The 21990-nt window shown below is 70.1% G+C and carries 18 protein-coding genes; 7 read left to right on the top strand and 11 right to left on the bottom strand.

Translation table 11 applies throughout. The features are described from left to right. Positions 1 to 151, bottom strand: a 151-nt coding sequence (locus tag Ari01nite_RS45590; protein ID WP_203790540.1) for a response regulator, incomplete at its 3' end; no start/stop codon positions are given. A 48-nt stretch (positions 152 to 199) separates the two neighbouring features. Between Ari01nite_RS45590 and Ari01nite_RS45585 the strand changes: the two genes are divergently transcribed. Beyond that, positions 200 to 1045, top strand: coding sequence for a helix-turn-helix transcriptional regulator (locus tag Ari01nite_RS45585; RefSeq protein WP_203790537.1), 846 nt, complete (start codon positions 200 to 202; stop codon positions 1043 to 1045). On the opposite strand, the gene Ari01nite_RS45580 is transcribed toward Ari01nite_RS45585, so the two are convergent. After that, entirely contained in the window at positions 1027 to 2358 is a 1332-nt protein-coding gene (locus Ari01nite_RS45580; protein WP_203790536.1) for an integrin alpha, read from the bottom strand. The genes Ari01nite_RS45585 and Ari01nite_RS45580 overlap by 19 nt on opposite strands. Positions 2359 to 2413: 55 nt before the next feature. After that, positions 2414 to 2995, bottom strand: coding sequence for a TetR/AcrR family transcriptional regulator (locus tag Ari01nite_RS45575; RefSeq protein ID WP_203790535.1), 582 nt, complete (start codon positions 2993 to 2995; stop codon positions 2414 to 2416). Positions 2996 to 3080: 85 nt separating this feature from the next. On the opposite strand from Ari01nite_RS45575, the gene mddA reads away from it, so the two are divergent. Together mddA and Ari01nite_RS45565 are read left to right on the top strand one after the other, a co-directional pair. Further along, on the top strand, positions 3081 to 3809 hold the full coding sequence (gene mddA, locus Ari01nite_RS45570) for a methanethiol S-methyltransferase (protein ID WP_203790534.1): 729 nt from the start codon (positions 3081 to 3083) through the stop codon (positions 3807 to 3809). Continuing rightward, on the top strand, positions 3784 to 5901 hold the full coding sequence (locus Ari01nite_RS45565) for an alpha/beta hydrolase (protein ID WP_203790533.1): 2118 nt from the start codon (positions 3784 to 3786) through the stop codon (positions 5899 to 5901). The genes mddA and Ari01nite_RS45565 overlap by 26 nt, the downstream gene beginning before the upstream one ends. Positions 5902 to 5996: 95 nt before the next feature. On the opposite strand, the gene Ari01nite_RS45560 is transcribed toward Ari01nite_RS45565, so the two are convergent. From Ari01nite_RS45560 to Ari01nite_RS45550, 3 genes are all read right to left on the bottom strand, one after another. After that, positions 5997 to 6674, bottom strand: coding sequence for a PilZ domain-containing protein (locus tag Ari01nite_RS45560; RefSeq protein ID WP_203790532.1), 678 nt, complete (start codon positions 6672 to 6674; stop codon positions 5997 to 5999). Between the two features lie 173 nt (positions 6675 to 6847). Further along, positions 6848 to 9115: a rhamnogalacturonan lyase family protein gene (locus Ari01nite_RS45555; RefSeq protein WP_203790531.1), complete on the bottom strand. Its 2268-nt coding sequence runs from the start codon at positions 9113 to 9115 to the stop codon at positions 6848 to 6850. Between the two features lie 11 nt (positions 9116 to 9126). After that, positions 9127 to 11286 (bottom strand): rhamnogalacturonan lyase, encoded by a 2160-nt coding sequence (locus Ari01nite_RS45550; protein WP_203790529.1) that lies wholly within the window; start codon positions 11284 to 11286, stop codon positions 9127 to 9129. Positions 11287 to 12273: 987 nt separating this feature from the next. On the opposite strand from Ari01nite_RS45550, the gene Ari01nite_RS45540 reads away from it, so the two are divergent. Further along, the gene (locus tag Ari01nite_RS45540) at positions 12274 to 13908 is read left to right on the top strand and encodes a cellulase family glycosylhydrolase (protein WP_203790525.1); all 1635 of its coding nucleotides are present in this window, start codon (positions 12274 to 12276) and stop codon (positions 13906 to 13908) included. Positions 13909 to 13983: 75 nt separating this feature from the next. Here the strand turns inward: Ari01nite_RS45540 and Ari01nite_RS45535 are convergent, their stop codons facing one another. The 4 genes from Ari01nite_RS45535 to Ari01nite_RS45525 form a co-directional block, all read right to left on the bottom strand. Beyond that, on the bottom strand, positions 13984 to 15279 hold the full coding sequence (locus tag Ari01nite_RS45535; protein ID WP_203790523.1) for a hypothetical protein: 1296 nt from the start codon (positions 15277 to 15279) through the stop codon (positions 13984 to 13986). Beyond that, positions 15276 to 15587, bottom strand: coding sequence for a hypothetical protein (locus tag Ari01nite_RS45530; protein WP_203790521.1), 312 nt, complete (start codon positions 15585 to 15587; stop codon positions 15276 to 15278). Before Ari01nite_RS45530 ends, Ari01nite_RS45535 begins: the two co-directional genes overlap by 4 nt. 103 nt (positions 15588 to 15690) lie before the next feature. Then, entirely contained in the window at positions 15691 to 15798 is a 108-nt protein-coding gene (locus tag Ari01nite_RS51765; protein WP_438872301.1) for an MFS transporter small subunit, read from the bottom strand. Further along, positions 15795 to 17192 (bottom strand): OFA family MFS transporter, encoded by a 1398-nt coding sequence (locus Ari01nite_RS45525; protein WP_203790539.1) that lies wholly within the window; start codon positions 17190 to 17192, stop codon positions 15795 to 15797. The genes Ari01nite_RS51765 and Ari01nite_RS45525 overlap by 4 nt, the downstream gene beginning before the upstream one ends. Before the next feature lie 149 nt (positions 17193 to 17341). On the opposite strand from Ari01nite_RS45525, the gene Ari01nite_RS45520 reads away from it, so the two are divergent. The 3 genes from Ari01nite_RS45520 (at position 17342) to Ari01nite_RS45510 (ending at position 21158) form a co-directional block, all read left to right on the top strand. After that, positions 17342 to 19939, top strand: a complete 2598-nt coding sequence (locus tag Ari01nite_RS45520; protein ID WP_203790519.1) for an ATP-binding protein — start codon at positions 17342 to 17344, stop codon at positions 19937 to 19939. 10 nt (positions 19940 to 19949) lie between these two features. After that, the gene (locus Ari01nite_RS45515) at positions 19950 to 20672 is read left to right on the top strand and encodes a DUF7674 family protein (RefSeq protein WP_203790517.1); all 723 of its coding nucleotides are present in this window, start codon (positions 19950 to 19952) and stop codon (positions 20670 to 20672) included. A 228-nt stretch (positions 20673 to 20900) separates the two neighbouring features. Beyond that, on the top strand, positions 20901 to 21158 hold the full coding sequence (locus tag Ari01nite_RS45510) for a hypothetical protein (RefSeq protein WP_203790515.1): 258 nt from the start codon (positions 20901 to 20903) through the stop codon (positions 21156 to 21158). On the opposite strand, the gene Ari01nite_RS45505 is transcribed toward Ari01nite_RS45510, so the two are convergent. Further along, entirely contained in the window at positions 21123 to 21905 is a 783-nt protein-coding gene (locus Ari01nite_RS45505) for a transposase family protein (protein WP_203790513.1), read from the bottom strand. The genes Ari01nite_RS45510 and Ari01nite_RS45505 overlap by 36 nt on opposite strands. Positions 21906 to 21990: the final 85 nt, after the last annotated feature.

Here is a 21990-nt window from a genome sequence, read left to right as displayed (position 1 = left end):
CGACCAGGTCGGGGCGGTGCGCGGCGACCGCGGCCAGCCCGTCCGCACCGTCGGCTGCCAGGTGCACCTCGCAGCCGGCCTGCTCCAGATAGCGGCGTATGACGTCACTGACCGTCGGATCGTCGTCGACCACCAGCACCCGATGTCCCACCCCGGCAACGCTACCCACCGCCGTCCGCCGCGCCGTTAGGGTCGACGCATGCCGCAGCTGCTGGACCGCCGGACCGGCCCGTACGCGCGGCACCTGCTGGCCGGATCCGGCTACGTGCTGGGCGGCTTCGACTGCCCGCCCGACGCGGCGCGCTGGCACGAGCCCAACTGGATCGGCGAGCGGCCGCACGTGGTGCTGCCGTCCACCGCGGTGCGGATCGGCGCCGGTACGGCACCCGATGAGGTGCGCACGGTCAACGAGGTGGTGGTGTACGACCGGGACACCACGTACCGCCGCGGGCTGGTCAGCGCGGAGGGCGACCGGTGCACGTTCGTCGCGGTCGGCGACGAGTTGGCCGACGCGCTGGGGCTGGAGACCGGCGCCGGAGTGCGGCACGTGCCCTGCGCGTCGGAGTCCTACCTCCGGGTGCACCGCGCCCGGGCGGCGCTGCGCCGGTCCGACCCCGACCTGCTGGCCGCCGACGAGGCGGTGCTCGCCGTGCTGGGCCACACCGCGCGGCGGCTGCGCCCACTCCGCCGCGCCGGCCGCGCCGACCGGGCAGCGGCGGCGGTCGCGGTCGACGCGGTGAAGGGGCTGCTGGCCGGCGACCCGACGCGGGTCTGGACGCTGGCCGAGCTGGGCGCCGCGGTGCACTACTCGCCGTACTTCCTGGCCCGCACGTTCCACCGGCACACCGGATACCCGATCGCCCGCTACCGGCGGTTGCTGTGCCTGCGGCAGTCGCTGCCCCGGGTGCTGCGGACCGGCGCCGACCTGTCCCGGATCGCCGCGGAGCACGGGTTCAGCAGCCACAGCCACTACACCCGGGCGTTCCGGGCCGCGTTCGGCTGCACGCCCTCGCAGGCGCGCGGCGCTCAGGTGCCGATCACGTAGACCGTGTCGCCGCCCGCGGCCGAGACCAGCAGATCGGCCCGGCCGTCGCGGTCGACGTCGCCGATGCCGACGGCGTCGTAGCCGAACAGTTCGTTCGCGACCGGGCTGCGCAGGTCGCGCAGAATCCGGCCGGTGCGTCCGGAGTAGACGACCAGCCGCCCGGCCTGGAATGCGCCGGCACTGCTGGAATAGAAACCGACCGCGATGTCGTCACGGCCGTCGCGGTCCACGTCACCGGCCGACCGGCCCGGTCCGGCGCCGTCGTTGGGTTGGTCGCCGCGGAACAGGTGCAGCCGTTCGCCGGTGCGGCCGGAGAACACGTACGCCTGCCCGGCCGGCAGCGCGCACTGGTCGGTGGCGTCCTCGGCGCAGAAGTCGCCGACATAGATGTCCGGGACATGGTCCCCGTCGACGCGGCCGGCGGCGGCGACGAAGAACCAGCCGAAGTCGAACGACTTCTCGTTGCCGGCGAGGGTGAAGCGGGTGGTGCCGCGCCGGCCGTCGTACACGTAGGCCAGTCCGCGATCGCCGGGGCCGGCGTCCTTGGCGCCGACGATGTAGCCGCCGTGGTCGTCGCCCAGTCCTGAGTCGCCCAGTCCTGAGTCGCCCAGTCCTGAGTCGCCCAGTCCTGCGGCGCCCCAGCCGAGCGCGTCGCCGGCCTCAGCGCCGTCGTGGGTGCGCAGGACCTTGCCGGTGCGGCCGGAGAGGACGTACGCCCGACCGGCATCCGCGCCGGCCGGCCCGTCGTGGCAGGGCGCGCCGACGAGCAGGTCGTACCGGCCGTCGCGGTCCACGTCGCCGGCCGAGCCGACGGCGGCGCCGAACTGGTCTCCGTCCGCCTCGCCGCCGACCGTCAGCAGCTCACGGCCGGTCCGCCCGGAGTAGACCTGGATCCGGCCCGGTCGCGGGGTGTCGAAGCAGCCCAGCCGGGCCTCGCCGGTGGCGCCGACGACGATGTCCGGCACGCCGTCGCGGTTGACGTCGCCGGCGTCGGCCATCGCGTACCCGTGCACGTCGTCCGGCGCGCCGGTGAAGCGGTGGAGCAGCTTGCCGGTGCGGCCGGAGCGCACGTCGGTGTGGCCGTTGACCCGGCCCTGGTCGTCGGTGTGCCGGGCGGCGCCGACGATGGCCTCCGGCACGCCGTCGCGGTCGATGTCGCCGAGCCGGCTGACCGCCCAGCCGTACCGCTCGCCCGGCTGGTCGCCATGCCAGGTGTGGACGGCGTCGAGATCGGGCGGAGCAGCGTGTGCCGGACCGGCCGCGCTGATCGCCGCGAGCGCGGTGGCCGCGACGAGGAGAGGTAGAGGTCGCATGGTCGCGAAGCTATGGCCGCTCCGGGCCGAGCCGCTGTCACGATCGTGCCCAGTTCTATGCCGACTCCTCGAAGCGCCGGATCACCGCCCCCACGCTGCGCAGCGCCGAGCGGACCCGGGCGTTCCAGCCCTCGTCGCCGAGCAGGATCACCGCCTCGCCACCGAGGAATGACAGCCCGATCAGCATGGCCAGGTCGGCGGGCCGGACCGGGCCGAGTGAGCCGAACCGCTCCTCGGCTTCCCGGGCGACCTCGTTGAGCACCTCGAACCAGCTCTGCAACAGGGTCAGGACGCGGGCGGCGAGGTCGGCGTCGGACCAGCCGGCGGCGATCATCTCCTGCAGCACGCGTACGTAGCCCGAGGCCAGGTCGTCCTCGAGGAAGTCGCACGCCTGTTCGTAGCGCTGCCACAGCGGGGTGTCCGAGCCGTACATTTCGCGCTGGCGGGTGAGCAGCTGCCGGTTCTCGTGATCCAGCAGGGCCACGATGACGCCCTGCTTTCCGCGGAAGTGGTAGTGGATCTGACTGAGCGGGACGCCGGCGACCTCCGCCACCCGGCGGGTGGACAGCGCGGCGTATCCGTCGGCCAGCAGGCAGCTGCGGGCGGCTTCGATGATGCGCAGCGGAGTCGAGTTCATGGCACTCCTTGTTCGGTCGATCGACCGAATGCTACCTTGCTGCTGATTCGGTCGATCGACCGACCGCGCCGGCTGGGAGGACGGGATGATCAGCAAGGTTTACCGCGTCGTGGCGTACGTCTTCTTTCTTGTGGTTTTCACCTACACCATCGGTTTCCTCGCCGGTCACGTCGTGCCCAAGGGCGTCGACGACGGTCCGGTGGTGCCGGCCTGGCAGGCGGTGCTGATCAACGCCGCGCTGCTCGGGCTGTTCGCCGTCCAGCACAGCGTGATGGCCCGGCCCGGCTTCAAGCGCCGGTGGACGCGGATCGTTTCACCGTCGGTCGAGCGCAGCACGTACGTGCTCACGGCCAGCGCGGCCGTCGCGTTGCTGTTGTGGCAGTGGAAGCCGCTGCCCGACCCGGTCTGGACGGTCGGTCCGCAGTGGGCCCGGGTGACGCTCTGGGGGCTGTACCTGTTCGGCTGGGGTTTCCTGGTGCTGAGCACCTTCGCGCTCGGGCACTTCGCGCTGTTCGGCCTGCGTCGCGAGTCGCCGGAGTTCCGGGAGCCGCGGCTCTATCGCCTGGTCCGGCACCCGATCATGGTGGGCTTCCTGATCGCCTTCTGGGCGGTGCCGGACATGAGCGTCGGCCGGCTGCTGTTCGCCGGTGCCTCGACGGCGTACATCCTGGTGGGGGTGCGGCTCGAAGAGCAAGATCTCAAGAACGAGTTGGGTACGCCGTACGAGCGTTACCTGGCGCGCACGCCACGGTTCATACCGCGCCCGGCACGCCATCGGGAGGTGGCTGATGTACGCGAGACTGCCCGACAGTGAGGGCTTCGTCGACCACGACGGGGTGAAGATCCATTTCGAGGTGTACGGCAGCGGCGGGCCGACGATTCTGCTGCTGCCCACCTGGACGATCGTGCACAAGCGGTTCTGGAAGCTGCAGATCGGCTTTCTCGCCCGGCATTTCCGGGTCGTCGTCTACGACGGCCCGGGCAACGGCCGCTCGGACCGGCCGCTGACCAGCGAACCCTACGCGCAGGCGGCCCAGGTCGGGTACGCGCTCGCCGTGCTCGACGCGACCGGCACCGACCGGGCGGTGCTGGTGGCGCTGTCCCGGGCGGTGAACTGGGCGCTCGAACTCACGGTCGAGCATCCCGGCCGGGTGCACGGGATGATCGCGATCGGCCCGTCGATCGCCCTGCCGCCGCACGCCGAGCGGTCCGCCGTCTTCGACGTCTCCGGGCCGCTGCCGGACCTGCCGCCGTCGGCGGTGCCCCGGCTCGGTCCGGACCCGCTGCGGCACTGGGCGAAGTACAACCGGGACTACTGGCTCACCCACTACGAGGACTTCGCCTGGTTCTTCTTCGGTCAGTGCTTCCCGGAGCGCCACTCCACCAAGGCGATCGAGGACGGTGTCGGCTGGGCCCTGGAGACCAGCGGCGCGGTGCTCGTCGCGGAGAGCCAGGCGTACCGGCCCGGCCAGGACACCATCGAACAGTGGTGCCGGCGGGTGGAGCGCCCACTGCTGGCCATCCACGGCACCGAGGACGTGCTGGCCCCGCTCGCGCGCAGCGAGCGGCTGGCCGAGCTGACCGGCGGGGCCCTCGCGGTGCTCGACGGCGCCGGGCACATCCCGAACGCCCGGGACGCGGTCCAGGTCAACGAACTGATCGCCGAGTTCGCCCGGCGCTTCGGCCGGCCCGAGCCGCGGCGCACCTGGACCCGGTGGGACTCGCGGCGCAAACGGGTGCTCTACCTGTGCTCGCCGATCGGTCTCGGCCACGCCCGGCGTGACCTGGCCATCGCCCGGCAGCTGCGCGAGCAGCATCCGGACGTACGGATCGACTGGCTCACCCAGCACCCGGTGACCCGGATGCTGCACGACGCGGGGGAGCGGATCCACCCGGCGAGCCGCTGGCTGGCCAACGAGTCGGCGCACGTGGAGAGCGAGTCCGGCGAGCACGACCTGCACTGCTTCCAGGCGCTGCGGGACATGGACGAGATCCTGGTCAACAACTTCATGGTGTTCCGCGACGTGGTCTCTGACCAGCGCTACGACCTGGTCGTCGGGGACGAGGCCTGGGACGTCGACCACTTCCTCTTCGAGAACCCCGAGCTCAAGCGGTTCGCGTACGCCTGGCTGACGGATTTCGTCGGCTTCCTGCCGTTCCCGGACGGCGGCGAGCGCGAGGCGCTAGTCGCCGCCGACTACAACGCCGAGATGATCGCGCAGGTGGCCCGGTTCCCGCGGCTGCGCGACCGGGCGGTGTTCGTCGGCGACCCGGACGACATCGTCGACGAGCGGTTCGGCGCCGACCTGCCGTTCATCCGCGACTGGACGCGGGCGAACTACGCGTTCTCCGGCTATGTCACCGGGTTCGACCCGCGTTCGTACGCCGCTCCCGCGACCGATCCGGACGAGAAGGTGTGCGTCGTGAGCGTGGGCGGCTCGGCCGTCGGCGGCGACCTGGTACGCCGGGTCGTCGACGCGTACCCGTACGCTGCCCGCCTGGTGCCCGGGCTGCGGATGGTCGTGGTGACCGGCCCGCGCCTCGACCCCGCCCGGTTCCCGGTGCGGCCGGGGCTCTCCGTACACGGTTATCTGAGCGACCTGCCCGCCCGCCTGGCCGCCGCCGACCTGGCCATCGTGCAGGGCGGGCTGACCACGACGATGGAGCTGACCGCGCTCGGCCGGCCCTTCATCTATGTGCCGCTGCGACACCATTTCGAGCAGCAGTTCCATGTGGCACACCGGCTGCAGCGGCACGGCGCAGGCCGGCGGATGGACTACGCCGACCTGGAACCGGACGCGCTGGCCGAGGCGATCGCCGCGGAGATCGGCCGGAAGGTGGACTACCGGCCGGTGCCGGCGGACGGGGCGCGGCGGGCGGGTGAGCTCCTGGCGGAGTTGTTGTGATCGGTGCTCCGGTGGGATCGCGACGTCACTCCGGCGTCACCGGCGCCGTCCAGGTTTCGTTGGCCAGCCACTTCCGGCCTGATTGCGGACGGAGACTACGACGCGTTTGCCCTGGCGCGACGGCGCTCACCGATCTCCCAGGCGAGGATGTACTGCCGGATCACCTGGGCCACGTCGTCCTTGGAGTCGAAGGTGAGGATGAGGTGTTGCCCGGGATCTCCGTGCGGAGCCTCGCGTACGGTATGTACCGTTCCGAGCAGACTGACCTCATCGGTTCCCAGCCACACGGTCGCCTGCACCCCGTCGCCGGCCGTGAGCGGCAACGCCTCGTCGATCCAGCAGCGCAAACCGCCCTCGCTGATGTCGAGGAGGGCACCCTGCGCGGAGTGGGTGCCTGTTTCCGTGTCGAGTTGTACTGCCGCGCCGCCTCCGCCGCGGACGAACTCCCGCCGGTTGGCTTGGCGGACGTCGCCGGTCGGCAGCAGCGTCCACCGGAACGGGGCGGTGTCCGACATCCCGATCAGCCGGCAGGGCATCACGACGCGGGTGCGTGGTGGGACCCAGAAGACGTCGAACTCGCGGCCGGGCTCGAGTGCCGCCGGGCCGATGGTCTCCAACGGCGCGGCAACGCTGAAGCTGCCGCCGTCGACCGACTCCAGTCGTGAGCGGAAGTTCACGCCCTCGCCGAGGACCAGGAAGATCGGATCACCGACTTCCGGCAGCCCCGGCGTACCACCCGGCACCGACGTCGATCCTGATGTCGTGTCGATCATAAATGCACCTCGTGCGAGATCCCGCGGCCGCAGTTCGCCTCATCCACACCGTTCGGCAGGCGGGCCGGGAATGTGAGGAACTTGATCCACCTTTTTCTGCCGGACAGGCGGAAACGGACCGGCGGCCCGGACCCCTCGCCGGGTCCGGGCCGCCGGGCTCGCTGGCGTGCTGGTCAGCGTACGTAGATGGTGGGTTTGGTGATGGCGGCCATGCCGTTGCCGATGTGGTAGCTCGGGTGGGGCGGCTGGTTGTAGGCGGTGTTCTGCCAGGCGATGGCGACGCGGTACTGCGAGTCGTGCATCAGCGTGTAGAGCCGCGTGCTGGTCTGGGTCGGCGTGCTGTAGATCCGGACCGCCGACGAGTCGGTGGTCCGCCAGAGGACCTCCTCGCGCCAGTCACCCAGGATGTCGCCGGTCAGTCCCGCGTTGGCCTTGGTGCCGTTGTTGGAGGCCACCCCGGAGCCGGTCAGCAGGCGGGTGTCGCCGCCGGTGCCGTATTTGTCGATGTAGATGTCGCTCTGCAGCTCGCGCGTGGTGTCGCCGTCCCACCAGATCAGCGCGTTGGCCGAGCCCGGCTTGCGGCCGATGTTGGCGCCGCTGGTGTTGGAGAGACCGTCGACCGCGTTGGACCAGGCCTCGGCGCCGGCGCTGCCGGCGTAGATGTCGGCGGCCACGCCGCGGCCGTTGTCGCAGCCACACGAGGCGTGTGACCAGATCACCGCTCCGGTGCGGCCGTCGAGCATCGCATCGGCCGGCTGTGAGGTGCTCTCCGAGGGGCGGAAGACCTCGAGGCCGGCGCGGGACGGGATGAAGTCGCCGACGTGCAGGGCGTCGCCGTGGCCGAGGCCGGAGCGCCACATGAGGGTGCCGTTGTCGTTGAGCGCCGCTGAGCCGTAGATGACCTCGTCCTTGCCGTCGGCGTCGGTGTCGGCGATCGACAGGTTGTGGTTGCCCTGGCCGTAGGCGCCGACGTTGCTGTTGCCGGAGTCGTAGGTCCAGCGCCGGGTCAGGGCGCCGTTGCGGAAGTCCCAGGCGACGACGACAGCGCGGGTGTAGTAGCCGCGGGCCATGACGACGCTGGGGCGTTGGCCGTCGAAGTAGGCGGTGCCGGCGAGGAACCGGTCGACCCGGTTGCCGTAGGTGTCGCCCCAGTCCCCGACCGTGCCCCGGGCGGGCAGGTAGTTGACGGTGGACAGCGCGCGGCCGGTGTCGCCGGCGAACATGGTCAGGAACTCGGGGCCGGACAGCACGTAGCCGGCCGAGTTGCGGTAGTCCGCGGAGGACGAGCCGATGATGGTGCCGGCGCCGTCGCGGCTGCCGTCGGCGGTCTTGACGGCCATCTCGGCTTTGCCGTCGCCGTCGTAGTCGTACACCTGGAACTGGGTGTAGTGCGCGCCGGAGCGGATGTTGCGGCCGAGGTCGATGCGCCACAGCCGGGTGCCGTTGAGTTTGTACGCGTCGATCAGCGTGTTGCCGGTGTAGCCGGACTGCGAGTTGTCCTTGGCGTTCGACGGGTACCACTTGACGAAGAGCTCGTACTGGCCGTCCCCGTCGACGTCGCCGACGGACAGGTCGTCGGCGCGGTAGGTGAACGCCTCCCCGGACGGGGTGGTGCCGCCGGCCGGGATCTGCATCCGCACGTCGAGGTAACCGTTGCCGAACGACAGCGACGCCGGCGAGTCCGGCTGCTCGACACCGTTGACCACGGCCCGGACGGTGTACGAGGAACCGGCCGCCGCACCCGAGTCGAGGTAGTTGGTGGAGTTGGCGATCGGGGTTGCGTTGACCTTGGTGCCGGCCCGGTAGACGTTGAAGCCGGTGCTGGTGGCCTCGGTGCCCAGCAGCCGCCAGGAGACCAGGTTGCCGCTGCCGGACCGGACGCTGATGACGCCGCGGTCGAGGTCCTCCATCTGACGGCCGGATTCGGGCGCCGGGGGAGTGGTCGGCGCAATGGTCGGCGCGGTGGTGGGCGGAGCGGTGGTGGGCGGAGCGGTGGTGGGGGCCGTGGTCGGGGTCGTCGCGCCCGTGCAGACCGTGCCGTTCAGGCTGAAGCTGGCCGGCGTGCCGGCGGTGCCGGCCCCGTTGAAGCCGAAGCTGGTGGTGCCGTTGGTCGCGATGGCCGCGTTGTAGCCCGCGTCCTTGACCGTGACGTCGGCGCCGGACTGGGTGACGGTGCCGTTCCAGAGCTGGGCGACGGTCTGGCTGCCGGGGAAGGCGAACGCGAGGGTCCAGCCGTTGACCGGGTCGCCGAGGTTGGTGATGTCGACCGCGACGCCGAAGCCGCCCGACCACGTGTTCGTGACGGTGTACTTCACCGCGCAACCGGCGGCGTCGGCGCGCGCGGCGGCTACCACACCGATGCTGACAGCGAGGGCGGGGACGGCGGCGATGGCGGCGAGCTTGGCTCCTCTTCGCGACCGGGTGGACTTGTCGCGGTGCATGGGGATGCTCCTTATTGAGGGACGGCTATCTGGAGAGCGGAACCCAGGTAGAAGCTGGGGTAGGCGGGCTGGTTGTAGCCGGTCTGCTGGCGTGCGGTCTCCACCCGGTACTGCGGGTCGTGCAGCAGCGTCGGCAGCCGCCGGTCGGTGACCTCGGTGGACAGATAGATCCGGATCGCGCTGCTGTCGGTGGTGCGCAGCAGCAGTTCCTCGCGCCAGTCGCCGAAAATGTCGGCCACCAGTGCCGGGTTGCCCTTGGTGCTGTTGTTGGTCAGGGTGCCGGTCGCGGTGAGCAGGGTGCCGCGGCGCCAGTCGGTGATCATCGGCGTGGCGTCACCCGAACCGGTCACGATCTGGGTGGTCATGTCGGCGGCCCACCGGATGCTCATGTTGGTGCCCGGCGTGGTGTTGCTGAGCGTCTCGCCGGTCGCCGAGCGCACGCCCAGCACACCCGAGCCGTCGGGCACGTTGGCCCACGTCTCCAGGCCGGGCACCTCGGGCACGACGTCGCCGACCATGCCGCGGCCGACGTCCCGGCCGGCGAACGCGCCGTAGATCACCTTCCCGGTGGCCGCCTCGCGGAGCGCGTAGCCGTACGGCGCGCGGCTGTTCTCGTGCGCCGTGAAGATCTCCAGGCCGGGCCGCGCCGGGTCGATGTCGGCGACGTGCATGGCGTCGCCGTGGCCGAGCGGGCGGATGGTGCCCGCGTCCGGGGTGCCCGGCGGCATCACGTCGGCGGACGAGTAGAGCAGGCTGCCGTCGTCGTCGAGGGTGGCGGAGCCGTAGACGATCTCCTGCTTGCCGTCGTTGTCGACGTCGGCGCTGCTGAGCGAATGGAAGCCCTGACCGGCGAGCTCGGTGGCCCCGCCGAAGACCTTTCCGTTGAAGGGGTTGTCCACGGTGACCCAGCCGCTGTCGGCGAACCAGCGCTCGTGCAGACGCCGGCCGTCCCAGTCGTACGCGACCAGCGTGGACCGGCTGTAGTAGCCGCGGGCGAACACCGCGGACGGGCGGCGGCCGTTGAGATACGCGACCGTGGCCAGGAACCGGTCGCCCCGGTTGCCCGGCTCGATCCGCCCGCCGGCGTAGTCGTTCCACATCAGGCCGTCGTCGGTGCGGCCCGGCTGGTAGTGGATGGTCTGCAACTCGCGGCCGGTGTCGCCGGCGAACACGGAGAGGTATTCGGGGCCGGACAGGATGAAGCCCTCGAACTGCCGGGGCTTGTTGTTGGCGCTGCGGGACGGGGCGTAGACGTCCATGTAGTAGTCGGTCAGGGCCCGGGCGTCGGCGTCCGACAGCGGGTAGGCGTACCGCGGCTCGATGCCGAACGCCTGCTCCAGCGTCGCCGGCCAGCGTCCCGCGACCACTTCCGGGTGGGCGTGCCAGCCGCGGAAGGTCGTCACCAGGTGCTCGTAGTAGCCCGCGGGCGACAACCGGTAGTCGTCGGTGTTGCGGAAGCCGGCCCGCAGATCGCCCCTCGGCATGGTGACGTACGCGCCGGTGCCCGACCTCGTGCCCGGCGCCGTCTTCAGCATGATCTCGGCCTTGCCGTCGCCGTCGAAGTCGTAGACCAGGAACTGCGTGTAGTGCGCGCCGGCCCTGATGTTGACACCCAGGTCGATCCGGTTCTTGAGCGTCCCGTCCAGCTCGTAGGTGTCGACATGGACGTTGCCGGTGTAGCCGACCTGCGAGTTGTCCTTCTGGTTGGTCGGATCCCACTTCACGACGTACTCCAGAGCGCCGTCACCGTCGACGTCGCCGACGCTCATGTCGTTGGCCCGGTAGGTATAGGCGACGCCGGCCGGCGTCACACCGTCGGCGGGCTTCTGCAGGGGCATGTCGATCCAGCCCTGCGACCAGGGGCGTACGGCGGCGTTGCCGACGTGGTAGACGCTGCTGGCGTCCCCGTCCCGGTCGAGGTAGTTCGTGCTGCCGGTGACCGTTGCGATCAGCCGGCCGTCGCGGAGGACTCGGAAGGCCTTTCGTTCCTCGTGGTCGAGCAGCCGCCAGCTCAGGAAGACACCGTCCGGCGTGACGGCGGCGACCAGACCGCGATCGAGCCGCTCCATCCGCGGCCGTTGTTCCGGGGCGGGGTGGGCGACCGCCGCACCGGACGGGCCGAGCACCAGCACGGCGGCCAGACCGGCCACCAGGCGGATTCTGTTGAACATCGCCACGGAACTCCAGTCTGCGGATGACCGTTCACTCGTCGGTCAAATAGGGGATCACCCATTTGACCGTTGATCTGTTCAGACCGCAGAGTGAACGGTCACTCGGCACGCTAGTGACCGTTTCGAGCGAGTGTCAAGATTTGGCGGTAACCGCTTACCACGTTCCCCCGGCGTCCCTCCACCGGTCCGGCGCCGCATCGTCATGGACTCCGGCCACGGCGTGCGTTCACGCGGTCAGGCTTTGCGGCCTCGATGCCGGCCTCGCCCAGTTGCCGGACGCAGTCTTCGAGAAGGCGGAAGAAGGCCGGATCGAAGCGGCTGGTGTCGAACCCGTTCGCCGACCGTCACCTCGCCGCGTACGTCATCCAGGATCTTCTCGGTCGAGGCGGTGACGAACCGCCATGTGCCGGTGCGATCCGGCAGGAAACGCACGAGCCATCGGCTGTGCATCTCGGCGCCGCTCTCGTGGGTGAGCCGGGCGGTGAGGCCGACGTCGAGGAACGGGGTTGCCGCCGGACGGCCCCCTCGAGCCGGAGCTCCACGGTCGCCCACAGCGAGGCCTGCCGGGCCTGAGTCACGCAGCACTCGCCCACCCTGTGCCGGTCGAAAGGAAATCTGGTCTGCCGAACGACAGTCAAGGCAATCGATGAATGACTAGAATTTCGGCACTGAAGGAGTATTCGCAGGAACGTCGCGCGGCCTTTGTGGACAGTGCTGGTGGCGGGCGGGGCGCGGCTCTGCCGCACCGCCGGGTGGAGTGCCGTCGCCGGCCCGGTTTGACCCGCGGGAGGCACCCGGGCCGTGGCGAGGGCTCCGTGACCTGGTCGACCTCGCGCCATGTCGACCAGAATCGATGGATTTGAGCGAGCAATCGTCGAAGCGCATCGATTGACATGGCCGCACCCGCTGGCAACACTCTTCGTCAGGCGTGAACTGGATTCACCGCCGGTCTCCGCGCCTGAAACCCCCGTCCGAGAGGGAACCTCTATGAGTTCGAAAGCAAGGAAGGCCGGGCTGGGAATCGCTGCCGCCGCCCTGGCCTTCTCCGGAGCCGTGTACGGCGTGGCGAGTCAGGCATCGGCCGACGTCACCGTCCAGCTGAACGCTTCCCAGCTGGTCGCCGACATGGGCGCCGGCTGGAACCTCGGCAACACGCTCGAGGCCAACAACAACGGCGTCCCCAGCGAGACGGCCTGGGGTAACCCGGTTGTCACGCAGGCGCAGATCGACCGGGTCGCGGCGTCCGGATTCCGGACCATCCGGATTCCGGTCGGCTACCTGAATCACATCGGGGCCGGCCCGAACTACACGGTCAACGCGGCCTGGCTGACCCGGATCCAGGAGGTCGTGAACTACGCCCACAGCAAGGGCCTGTACGTGCTGATCAACATGCACAGCGACGGCTACAAGTCGGTCACCGGGGCCTGGCTGATCTGCGACGCGGCCGACCAGACCACGATCAAGGACAAGTACCAGAAGGTCTGGCAGCAGATCGCGACGAAGTTCGCGAGCTACAACGACAAGCTGATCTTCGAGTCGATGAACGAGAACTTCGACGGCCAGTACGGCAACCCGACGCAGCCGTGTTACTCGAACATCAACGCGTACAACCAGATCTTCGTGGACACGGTGCGGCGCACCGGCGGCAACAACGCGGCCCGGTGGCTGCTGGTGCCGGGCTGGAACACGAACATCGACCACACCGTGGGCAGCGGCTTCGTGATCCCGACCGATGCGAACCGGTCGTCGAGCATCCCGGCCGGCGAGCAGCGGTTGATGATCTCCGTCCACTACTACGACCCGTGGGACTTCGCGGGCCAGGAGGACGGCAACATCACCCAGTGGGGCGCGAGCGCGACCAACTCGGCGAAGAAGTCGACCTGGGGCCAGGAGGACTTCCTGGACGGCCAGATGAAGAAGATGTACGACAAGTTCGTCACCCGCGGTTACCCCTTCTTCGTCGGTGAGTACGGCTCGATCGACAAGACCACGTACGACTCGGCGAACAACACCTACCGGGCGGCCTACGCCCGAGCGGTGGTGGCCGCCGCCAAGAAGTACGGCGGGGCGACCGCGTACTGGGACAACGGCTGGAACGGCCAGCACGGCTTCGGCCTGTTCGACCGCAGCGCGAACTCGGTGACGCAGCAGAGCATCATCAACGCGATCATCAGCGCCGTTGGCGGCACCACGCCGACCACGCCGACCACGCCGCCGACCACCCCGCCGACGACGCGGCCCACCACTCCGCCGACGACGGCTCCCACCACGCCGCCGACCACCCCGCCGACGACCAGCCCCGGCGGCACCGGCACCTGCCGGGTCACCAACGCGGTCAACGCGTGGAACTCCGGCCTGACCAACAGCATCACGATCACCAACACCGGCACCGCGGCCATCAACGGCTGGTCCCTGGCCTTCACCCTGGCCTCCGGACAGACCATCACCGCCGGCTGGAACGCCAGCTACTCCCCGGCGACCGGCACGGTGACCGCGACAAACGCCAGCTACAACGGCAGCCTGGCACCGGGTGGCTCGGCCACCATCGGCTACCAGGCCAACCACACCGGCAACTCGGCCGCGCCGACCGGCTTCCGGCTCAACGGCACCGCCTGCAGCTGACCCTGCCACGAGGGGCCGGAGCCGCTGTGCGGCTCCGGGCCCTCGTGCGTTTCCGGCCGGCGAGCAGCGGTCAGTTCAGGCGCGATAGAGCAGCGTGAAGCTGGTGTCGGCAGACAGTCCGCGGAGCCAGCAGCGAACCCGCACCCGGGCCGTGTCGTCAGCTCCCTCATCGACCTGCGAGGTGGCGCAGTTGGCGGCTCCGGCATAGGCGGAGACCTGGGTGTGCCCGCTGTCCCCGTTGAAGCCGGACAGCTCCACGACGTAGTCTCCGGGCCCGTGCCGCCGGATCATGCTGGCCCGGCCCGTGGAGTTGTACTGGTAGTCCAGCGCCGGGGTGTAGCGGGCCGCGTGCGGATCGTTGGCCCACAGCAGCGCGCCGGCCACCCGAGAATGCGGCCCGGCGGCCGGCTGGGCCGCGTAGGTCAGGACGAATCCGCTGTCCGCCGGCCGTCCCCCGGTGTCGAAGCAGTTCACCTCGGACAGCAGGAACCTCTTACCGTTGCCCGGGTTCTGCCAGGGATGCCAGAGCATCGGGTTGCAGATTCGCGGCGCGTTCCCGTACGAGGTCACCTTTACCGCGCCGGGCACCGCCTGTTGCATGTCCTGGACGAACACGCGATAAGCGCCGGTGCCTTCGCGCTGCACCGTCATCTCGGTGTTGAACGAGTTGAAGGCGTAGTTGGGATCCGGCAGGACCGCCTTTTCCGGGCCGGCCTCGTAGCGGAGGTAGGCCATTGCGCCGGTGTCCGCCGTGGCTTGGAAGAACCGCAGGTCAAATCCGGAGTCCCGGTTCGCGCCGTGCTCGTCCGAACACACCACATGGACGACGAGGTCGGCGCTCTTGGCCGCCATTCCCCAACCGCTCGTTCCACAGACCCGGATTGCCGGCCCGACCGGGGTGATCTCCACGGTTCCGCCGTCGATGCCGAGCCGCTCCAGGTGGACCTGGTAGCGACCGGGGCCGGTGCGGGCCACCCGGTTCTGCCCGTCGCGGGAGTTGCAGCTGCGCGCGACCGCCGGCCGGCGCTCTGCCGCGTCGTCCGGGTCGACCAGCACATATCCGCTGCCCACCCGTCCCGGCTGAGTGGCGTCCGTCTGCGTCCCGCAAACCGGCTCGCTCGCTGCGGCCCGTTCCTGGACGATGTTGGCCCCGCCGACGACCAGGCCGGTGACCAGGGGACCGATCACCCCGGCCACCGCAAACCAGTCGGTCAGCTTCCATTCCCGCCATTCCCGCCGACGGATCCGCTCCGGCAGCGTGAATCGTCGTCCTGTTTCCGTCCGCGGCGGCGGATCGTCGTCCAGGACGGCGACTCCGGCCGGTGCGGACGGCTGCGGACCGCCGGTAATCCGGCGATGCCGGCGCGTCACCGGTAACTTCTGGACGGAACTGCCATCTGAATGCCGCCACGCCCCGGCATGCCCTTCCCGGCCGGAACCGCCATCTGCACGCCGTTGCGCGGCGGCATGCGGTTGCAGCACGGCTTGGACACGTACACAACCTTGGCCGGCTGCTGCATGTGGCCGGCGGGCAAACCGTTCGCTGCGGCCACGCGCGAAGCGTTACCGCCGGCGGCCCGGCCGGCGTCGTTGGCGGCCGCCGGTCCGCTTCCGGTGAAGACCACCGCGCAGCCCGCGATTCCGGCCGCGAACCACAGGCTTGCTTTCCATGCTCGCATGTCAACCACCTTGAGGACATGACAACGTTACAAAACCGACAATAAGTATTTTATCGGTCTGGTAACGCAGGTGGCGGGCGGCGCGCGGTCCGCGAGGCGGGGACTACTCGAAGAGTTTGGCCGCGGTGATCACCGTCTGGACTATGCCGTAGCCCAGCAGGATGGCCACCAGCAGCCACGACACCAGCAAGCGGATTGACGAGGTCTTCATGCTGCCGCCTCCTTCTCCGGGGTGGCCTTGGCGCCGGGCTGTTGGTGGTAGCGGGGTGGCACCGGGCGGATCAACAGGTTGGCGATGAAGCCGATGGCCAGCACGCCGACCATGGTGAACAGGGCCGGCCGGTAGGCGTCCGCGGTCAGGCTGCCGGGTTTGCCCTGTGCGTCCAGGAAGCCGTTGATGATCAGGGGGCCGGCTATGCCGGCGGCGGACCAGGCGGTCAGCAGGCGGCCGTGGATGGCGCCCACCTGGTAGGTGCCGAAGAGGTCGCGCAGGTAGGCCGGCACGGTGGCGAAACCGCCGCCGTAGAAGGACAGGATCACGCCGGCCAGGACCACGAACAACGCCGTCGCCGCGTCGCCGATCAGGGCCAGCAGCAGGTACATGATCATGCCGACGCCCAGGTACAGCAGGTAGATCGGCTTGCGGCCGGCCAGGTCGGAGGTGGACGACCAGACGAACCTCCCGGCCATGTTGAACAGCGACAGCACGCCGACGAAACCGCCCGCCGCCGCGACGCTGACGGTGGAGACGCCGTCGGTCCGGAAGAAGTCCTGGATCATCGGGCTGGCCTGCTCGAGGATGCCGATGCCGGCGGTCACGTTGCAGAACAAAACCACCCACAAAAACCAAAATGCCCGGGTACGGATGGCATTCGCGGCCGACACGTTTGCGGCCGTGACCAGGGGCTTGTCCTTGATGGTCGACGGGTCCCAGCCGGCCGGCCGCCAGCCCGGTGCGGGCACCCGGATGTTGGCGACCCCGAGCATCATGATCAGGAAGTACGCGATACCGAGCGTGACGAACAGCAGCACCAGGGCGCGGCCGTCGGCGACCGAGCTGGCCACATTGGGGTCGTAGTCGTCGTCGTACAAGGAAAGCAGTTGCCGCGAAGCGGGACTGGCGATCAGGGCACCCCCGCCGAATCCCATGATGGCCAGACCGGTGGCCAGACCGGGGCGGTCGGGGAACCACTTGATCAGCGTGGAGACGGGTGAGATGTAGCCGATGCCGAGCCCGATGCCGCCGATCACGCCGTAGCCCAGATAGACCAGCCACAGCTGTTCCGTGCCGATGCCGAGCGCCGCCACCAGGAAGCCGGTCGCCCAGAAGCAGGCCGACACGAACATCGCCTTGCGCGGCCCGTTCGCCTCGACCCAGGTGCCGCCGACCGCCGCCGACAGCCCCAGCATCACGATGGCGATGCTGAAGATGATGCCGATCGCGGTCTGGCTGGCGTCGAAGTGTGCGATGAACGAGTTCTTGTAGACGCTGGTCGCGTAGGCCTGGCCGATGCACAGGTGCACGGCCAGCGCGGCGGGCGGGATCAGCCAGCGGCTGTACCCCTCCGGTGCGACGGTGTGCTTGCGGTCCAGCGCGGTGAGCAGCGACACGTCGGCCTCCCAGGCCCCCTCGTCGGGGCGTTGAAGACCATCTTCAGCCGGGGCCTGCCGGTCGGCAACCGGAGCGGCCCGGACCGCAGAACGGCGCGTGCGGCCACTGGTGCCCAGGCGAGGAGAGATGGTAAGCGTGGTCGATGCCTGTCGATGCTCCGGTGGAGCGTTTTACCGAGCTGCCCGATCCGGCTCAGGCGAGTTGCCTCGACGAGGTGATCGAGCGGCTGCGCCTGCTGAAGGTGTGGGCCGGTGACCCGTCGTACGAGACGATCAAGAACCGGGTCAACGCGGCCTGGGTCGCGGCTGGCCGGCCGGCGAGCGAGTTGACGCGCCGGACCACCGTCGCGCACTGCTTCCAGCCCGGGCGGCGGCGGTTGAACACCGACCTGGTGCTCGCCGTGGTCGAGGCGCTGCGGCCCGACGCCCGATACGTCGCGCGGTGGCGGCAGTCCCTGCGGGTCGTCGGTGGCGAGATCGAGGCGGCGTCCCAGGTCCGGGTGCAGGAGGGGCTGCCGGACGGGTCGGCCGGGTTCGTCGGCCGGGCCGCCGAGCTGGACGAGTTGTGCAAAGCCGTCCGGAGCGCCGCACACGTCGGCGCGATCGAGGGCATGGCCGGCGCCGGCAAAACCCAGCTCGCCCTCCACGCCGGACACCGGCTCCTCCGGGAACACGCCTTCGACCGGGTGCTGTTCGTCAACCTGCGCGGCTTCCACCCGGATCCGGTCCAGCCGCCGGCCGACCCGGCCGCCGTCCTGGACGAGTTTCTGCGCCTGCTCGGCGTGCCGGGTCACCAGATCCCGCACGACCTGACCGCACGCGTCGCCGCCTACCGGGAGCGCCTGGCCGGCCTCCGGGCGCTCGTCGTCCTCGACAACGCCGCCGGAGCCGAGCAGGTCCGCCCGCTGGTGCCGGCCGTGCCCGGCTGCGTCACCCTGGTCACCAGCCGCCGCAGCCTGGCGGGCCTCCGGCCGTCGACCCGGCTCACGATCGAGATGTTCACCCGGGAGGAGGCGCGGGCGTTCCTGGCCGGCGCCCTGCCGGGACACCCGGTCGGCACCGATCCGGCTGCCGCCGACCGCATCGCGGCCCGGTGCGGCAACCTGCCGCTCGCCCTGAGCCTGATCGCCGGGCACGTCCGCAACATCCCGGGCTGGACGTTGACCGACCACGCCGACCGGCTCGACGAACGCCGCCACCGTCAGCAGCCGCTCGACGGCGGCGTCGATCTGGCCCTGCGGCTCTCCTACCAGCACCTGCCCGCCGAGCGGCAACGGCTGCTGCGCCTGGCGGCCCTGCACCCGGCCCAGGACTTCGACGGGTACGCCGCTGCCGCCCTGGCCGGCACCGACCTCGCAACCGTCCGGACCTGGCTCGACCACCTGCGCAGCGACCACCTGTTGCAGGAGGCCCGCAGCGGCCGGTACGCGTTCCACGACCTCGTCCGCAGCTTCGCCGCCGACCAGGCCCGGGACCAGGACCGCCCCGCCGAGCGCCGGGCCGCCCTGACGCGGCTGGCCGATTACTATCTCGCGGTCAGCGCGGCCGCCATGGACGTACTGGATCCGGCGGAGAGGCATTGGCGCCCGCGCGTCCCGCAGGCGGACACCCCGGTTCCCGCCCTGAGCGATCCGGACGCCGCCATCGCCTGGCTGAACACCGAACGGTCCACCCTGGTCGCGGTCGCCGTCAACGCCGCGGCGAACGGCCGGCCCAGCCACACCGTGCGGCTGTCACAGACGCTCTGTCATTACCTCAACGACAACGGCCGCCACGCCGACGCCGTCACCGTGCACAGCCAGGCCCAGCACGCCGCCCAGCGCACCGGCGACCGCGCCGGTCAGGCGCACGCCCTGCGGGACCTCGGCTACACCTATCTGACGCTCGGGCAGCACGAGCGCGCCAGTGCGCACCTCGAGCAGGCCCTCGACCTGTTCCGGCAGATCGACAATCCGTTCGGGCAGGCCCGCGCGATGACCAGCCTCGGCTACGTCGCCGACCGGTCCGGCGACTACCCGAAGGCCATCGCGTACAAGCAACACGCCCTGCGCCTCTACCAGCAGATCTGCGACAGCACCGGTCAGACCCGGGCTCTCCTCAGTCTCGGGATTTCGCTGCGGCGGTCCGGCCGTCTCGCCGAAGCCGGCGACTGCTACCAGCAGACCTTGGCGCTCGCCCGGCAGGCCGGCGACCGGCGCACCGAAGCCTCGACGCTCAACAACCTGGGCGTGGTCGAAACGATGTCCGGCCGGTACGACACCGCCCAACGTCACCTGGAGCGAGCGCTGACCCTGTACCGGGAGTTCACCAGCCGCACCGGCGAAGCCCACGCGCTGGACAACCTGGGCCTGCTGCACAATCGCCGCGGCCGCCCCGAGGCCGCGATCGGGTGCCACCAGCGGGCCCTGGACATCTTCCGCGAGGCGGGCGACCGGGAATGCGAAGCCTGGGTCCTGAACAGCCTCGGCGAGGCCACCCACTCCGCCGGCCGGGCCACCGACGCCATCGCGCACCACACCGCCGCCCGCGCCGTCGCGACCGCCATCGGTGCCCGCGATGAGCAGGCGCGGGCCCACGCCGGCCTCGGCCGCGCCCACCACACCATGGGCGACACCGGTCAGGCCCGCGAGCAGTACCGGCATGCCGTGACCCTCTACACCGGCCTCGGCGTACCCGAAGCGGACGAGGTCAGCGCCCGTCTCGCCGAGCTCGACCAGGTCGTCGAGTCACGGATGGCATGATCACCGCACGATGAAGTATTCAGGGTTTCGCGACGACCTGTGGGATGTGCTCCCGGAGTCCCGGGAGCACATCCTCATCCAGGAGCTGTACGAGGCCTGCCGCGCGCAGGACACCACGGACCTGTCCGCCTACACGTTGCTGTCCGAGGCGTTCTTCCACCCGGTCCTGGTCGAAGCCGCCGAGCAGGGAAATGTCGCGCTCGCCCGGCGGTGCATCGAACTGATCGAGCAGCTGCTCGCGAGCGGCGACGAGCTCCTGACCGGCGCCGCCCGCATCCGGGTAGTCGACAAGGTCGGCCACAGTCCCGCTCTGGGCCCGCTGCTGCGCCGGTACGCGGGCCCACTAACCCGGGACGAACTGGCCACCGTCTACGCGGACGCGACGTTCCTGCCACCCGGCGACCCGTTTCTTCCACCGGCCGAGGTCGACGACGGCCGCCCGCCCGCCAACGCTTTGTTCGTCCGCGATTGGCTGTGGGTGAACGTGCCGATGTCCCGCGAGCACGTGGTCCACGCCGAGCTGTCCGAGGCCAAGGCAACGATGTCGCTGCGCGCCATGACCCCGGACCGCTACTTCATCGAGTCCGTGGCGCCGATGCTGTCCGACGCCCGGCTGGACGCCGAACAACAACACGACCCGTCGATCCTCGACGAGGCACGCGGCGCGCTCGCCCTCATGCGCGCCGACGCCGACATGGCGCCCCTGGTAAAGCGTCACGCCGACTCCTTGTGAAAGCGCTCAGGTAGCGGTCGATCACTGGGTGGTCCTGCCGCTTCGGTGGAACATCGATGGACGACGCTTGGTAGCGTCGACAAACGTGGCGAGAGCCGCTGAGCCGGGGAAACCATGACCGGACGGCCCAGGAAGCCGCCCGGCGGAACCGGCGACGATAGACCACCGCCACGCCGTGACGGTAGCGACGACGACACGGCAGCACCGCGGCCAGGTAGTACCGGGAGCGTGGCTCAGGCGCAGGAAGCTGTCGCGATGCGCGCACGAAGAGGGCGGTCGAGCGCGGATGGAGGTCAGGATTCCGGCGCTGGCAGCGAAATCTCGGCGCCTGCGAGCGTGCCCAACTTCTCTGCAGTTGAGATCGATCCCAGCAAGATCACGGCGTACGCCATGAATCCGGATCATCCGGTGGGCAGCAACAAGTACCGCGTGATCAACAGTGAGCCTTTTTCATCCTGCGTAGGCCGGGTTCTCTACGTGATGTAGGACGAGGATGGCCTGCACGATCGGGGTGGCCCGGTGTGGGCTGCAGCGCAGCTTGGTCAGGATTTTCCAGGTCTTGATGGTGGCGTTGGCGCGCTCGCCGATAGCGCGAGTGCGGGCGTGAGCGCGATTGACCTTCTTCTGCCAGGCGGACAGCTTCGGCCGGTAGCGGTGGCGTTTGAATGGCGTCCGGATACTGCCGCGGGCGCCCTGGTACGCCTTGTCAGCGAACGTCATCATCTTTGTCCTGGTCAGCGCGTCGATGATGTGGTGAGTGCGGGCTGCGGTCAGGTCGTGGATCGAGCCGGGCAGCGCGGCCGAGGCCCAGATGAGCCGGCCTGCGGGATCGGCGATGACCTGCACGTTCATGCCGTGCCGGCGGTGCTTCCCGGAGTAGTAGGGCTTCTGGTCGGCGACCCGGTCGATCGGGATCAGGGTGCCGTCGAGGATCGCGTACGCAAGCAGCCGGATCCTGGTCATCAAGGTGTCCAGGTCGTCGGCGGTCGCGGCGAGCAGGTCGATGGCCTCGCGGACGTAGCGCCAAGCCGTCGTGACACTGATTTCGAACCCGGCGGCCAGGCGGGTCAAGGTGTCGCCGTTACGCAGATGTGCCAGGGCGAGTAGGGCCTGTCGGCCCGGGTCGAGCCGCCGCCATCGGGATCGTCGCTGGTCACGGTGGGCGCGGATGAGGCCGCCGAGGTGATGCAGGCTGCGGGTGGACAACGGAATCGCGGCAGGGTAAGACAGCACAGCGAGGCTCCCGGTTGGGGCATCTGATCTTGGTCGATTGCTGTCTTACCGGGAGCCTCGTCCTACATGGACACCGGCCTCCCAC

It is taken from the genome of Paractinoplanes rishiriensis, from assembly GCF_016862375.1.
Classification (GTDB): Bacteria; Actinomycetota; Actinomycetes; order Mycobacteriales; family Micromonosporaceae; genus Actinoplanes; species Actinoplanes rishiriensis.
This window is presented reverse-complemented; position numbering and strand designations above follow the sequence as displayed.

What these genes read in the sequence shown, in the direction of transcription:
- Ari01nite_RS45550 (WP_203790529.1), bottom strand. Translation starts at nt 11,286, where the DNA reads ATGTTCAACAGAATCCGCCTGGTGGCCGGTCTGGCCGCCGTGCTGGTG.
- Ari01nite_RS45540 (WP_203790525.1), top strand. Translation starts at nt 12,274, where the DNA reads ATGAGTTCGAAAGCAAGGAAGGCCGGGCTGGGAATCGCTGCCGCCGCC.
- Ari01nite_RS45575 (WP_203790535.1), bottom strand. Translation starts at nt 2,995, where the DNA reads ATGAACTCGACTCCGCTGCGCATCATCGAAGCCGCCCGCAGCTGCCTG.
- mddA (WP_203790534.1), top strand. Translation starts at nt 3,081, where the DNA reads ATGATCAGCAAGGTTTACCGCGTCGTGGCGTACGTCTTCTTTCTTGTG.
- Ari01nite_RS45555 (WP_203790531.1), bottom strand. Translation starts at nt 9,115, where the DNA reads ATGCACCGCGACAAGTCCACCCGGTCGCGAAGAGGAGCCAAGCTCGCC.
- Ari01nite_RS45515 (WP_203790517.1), top strand. Translation starts at nt 19,950, where the DNA reads ATGAAGTATTCAGGGTTTCGCGACGACCTGTGGGATGTGCTCCCGGAG.
- Ari01nite_RS45585 (WP_203790537.1), top strand. Translation starts at nt 200, where the DNA reads ATGCCGCAGCTGCTGGACCGCCGGACCGGCCCGTACGCGCGGCACCTG.
- Ari01nite_RS45530 (WP_203790521.1), bottom strand. Translation starts at nt 15,587, where the DNA reads ATGCGAGCATGGAAAGCAAGCCTGTGGTTCGCGGCCGGAATCGCGGGC.
- Ari01nite_RS51765 (WP_438872301.1), bottom strand. Translation starts at nt 15,798, where the DNA reads ATGAAGACCTCGTCAATCCGCTTGCTGGTGTCGTGGCTGCTGGTGGCC.
- Ari01nite_RS45520 (WP_203790519.1), top strand. Translation starts at nt 17,342, where the DNA reads ATGCCTGTCGATGCTCCGGTGGAGCGTTTTACCGAGCTGCCCGATCCG.
- Ari01nite_RS45580 (WP_203790536.1), bottom strand. Translation starts at nt 2,358, where the DNA reads ATGCGACCTCTACCTCTCCTCGTCGCGGCCACCGCGCTCGCGGCGATC.
- Ari01nite_RS45560 (WP_203790532.1), bottom strand. Translation starts at nt 6,674, where the DNA reads ATGATCGACACGACATCAGGATCGACGTCGGTGCCGGGTGGTACGCCG.
- Ari01nite_RS45565 (WP_203790533.1), top strand. Translation starts at nt 3,784, where the DNA reads ATGTACGCGAGACTGCCCGACAGTGAGGGCTTCGTCGACCACGACGGG.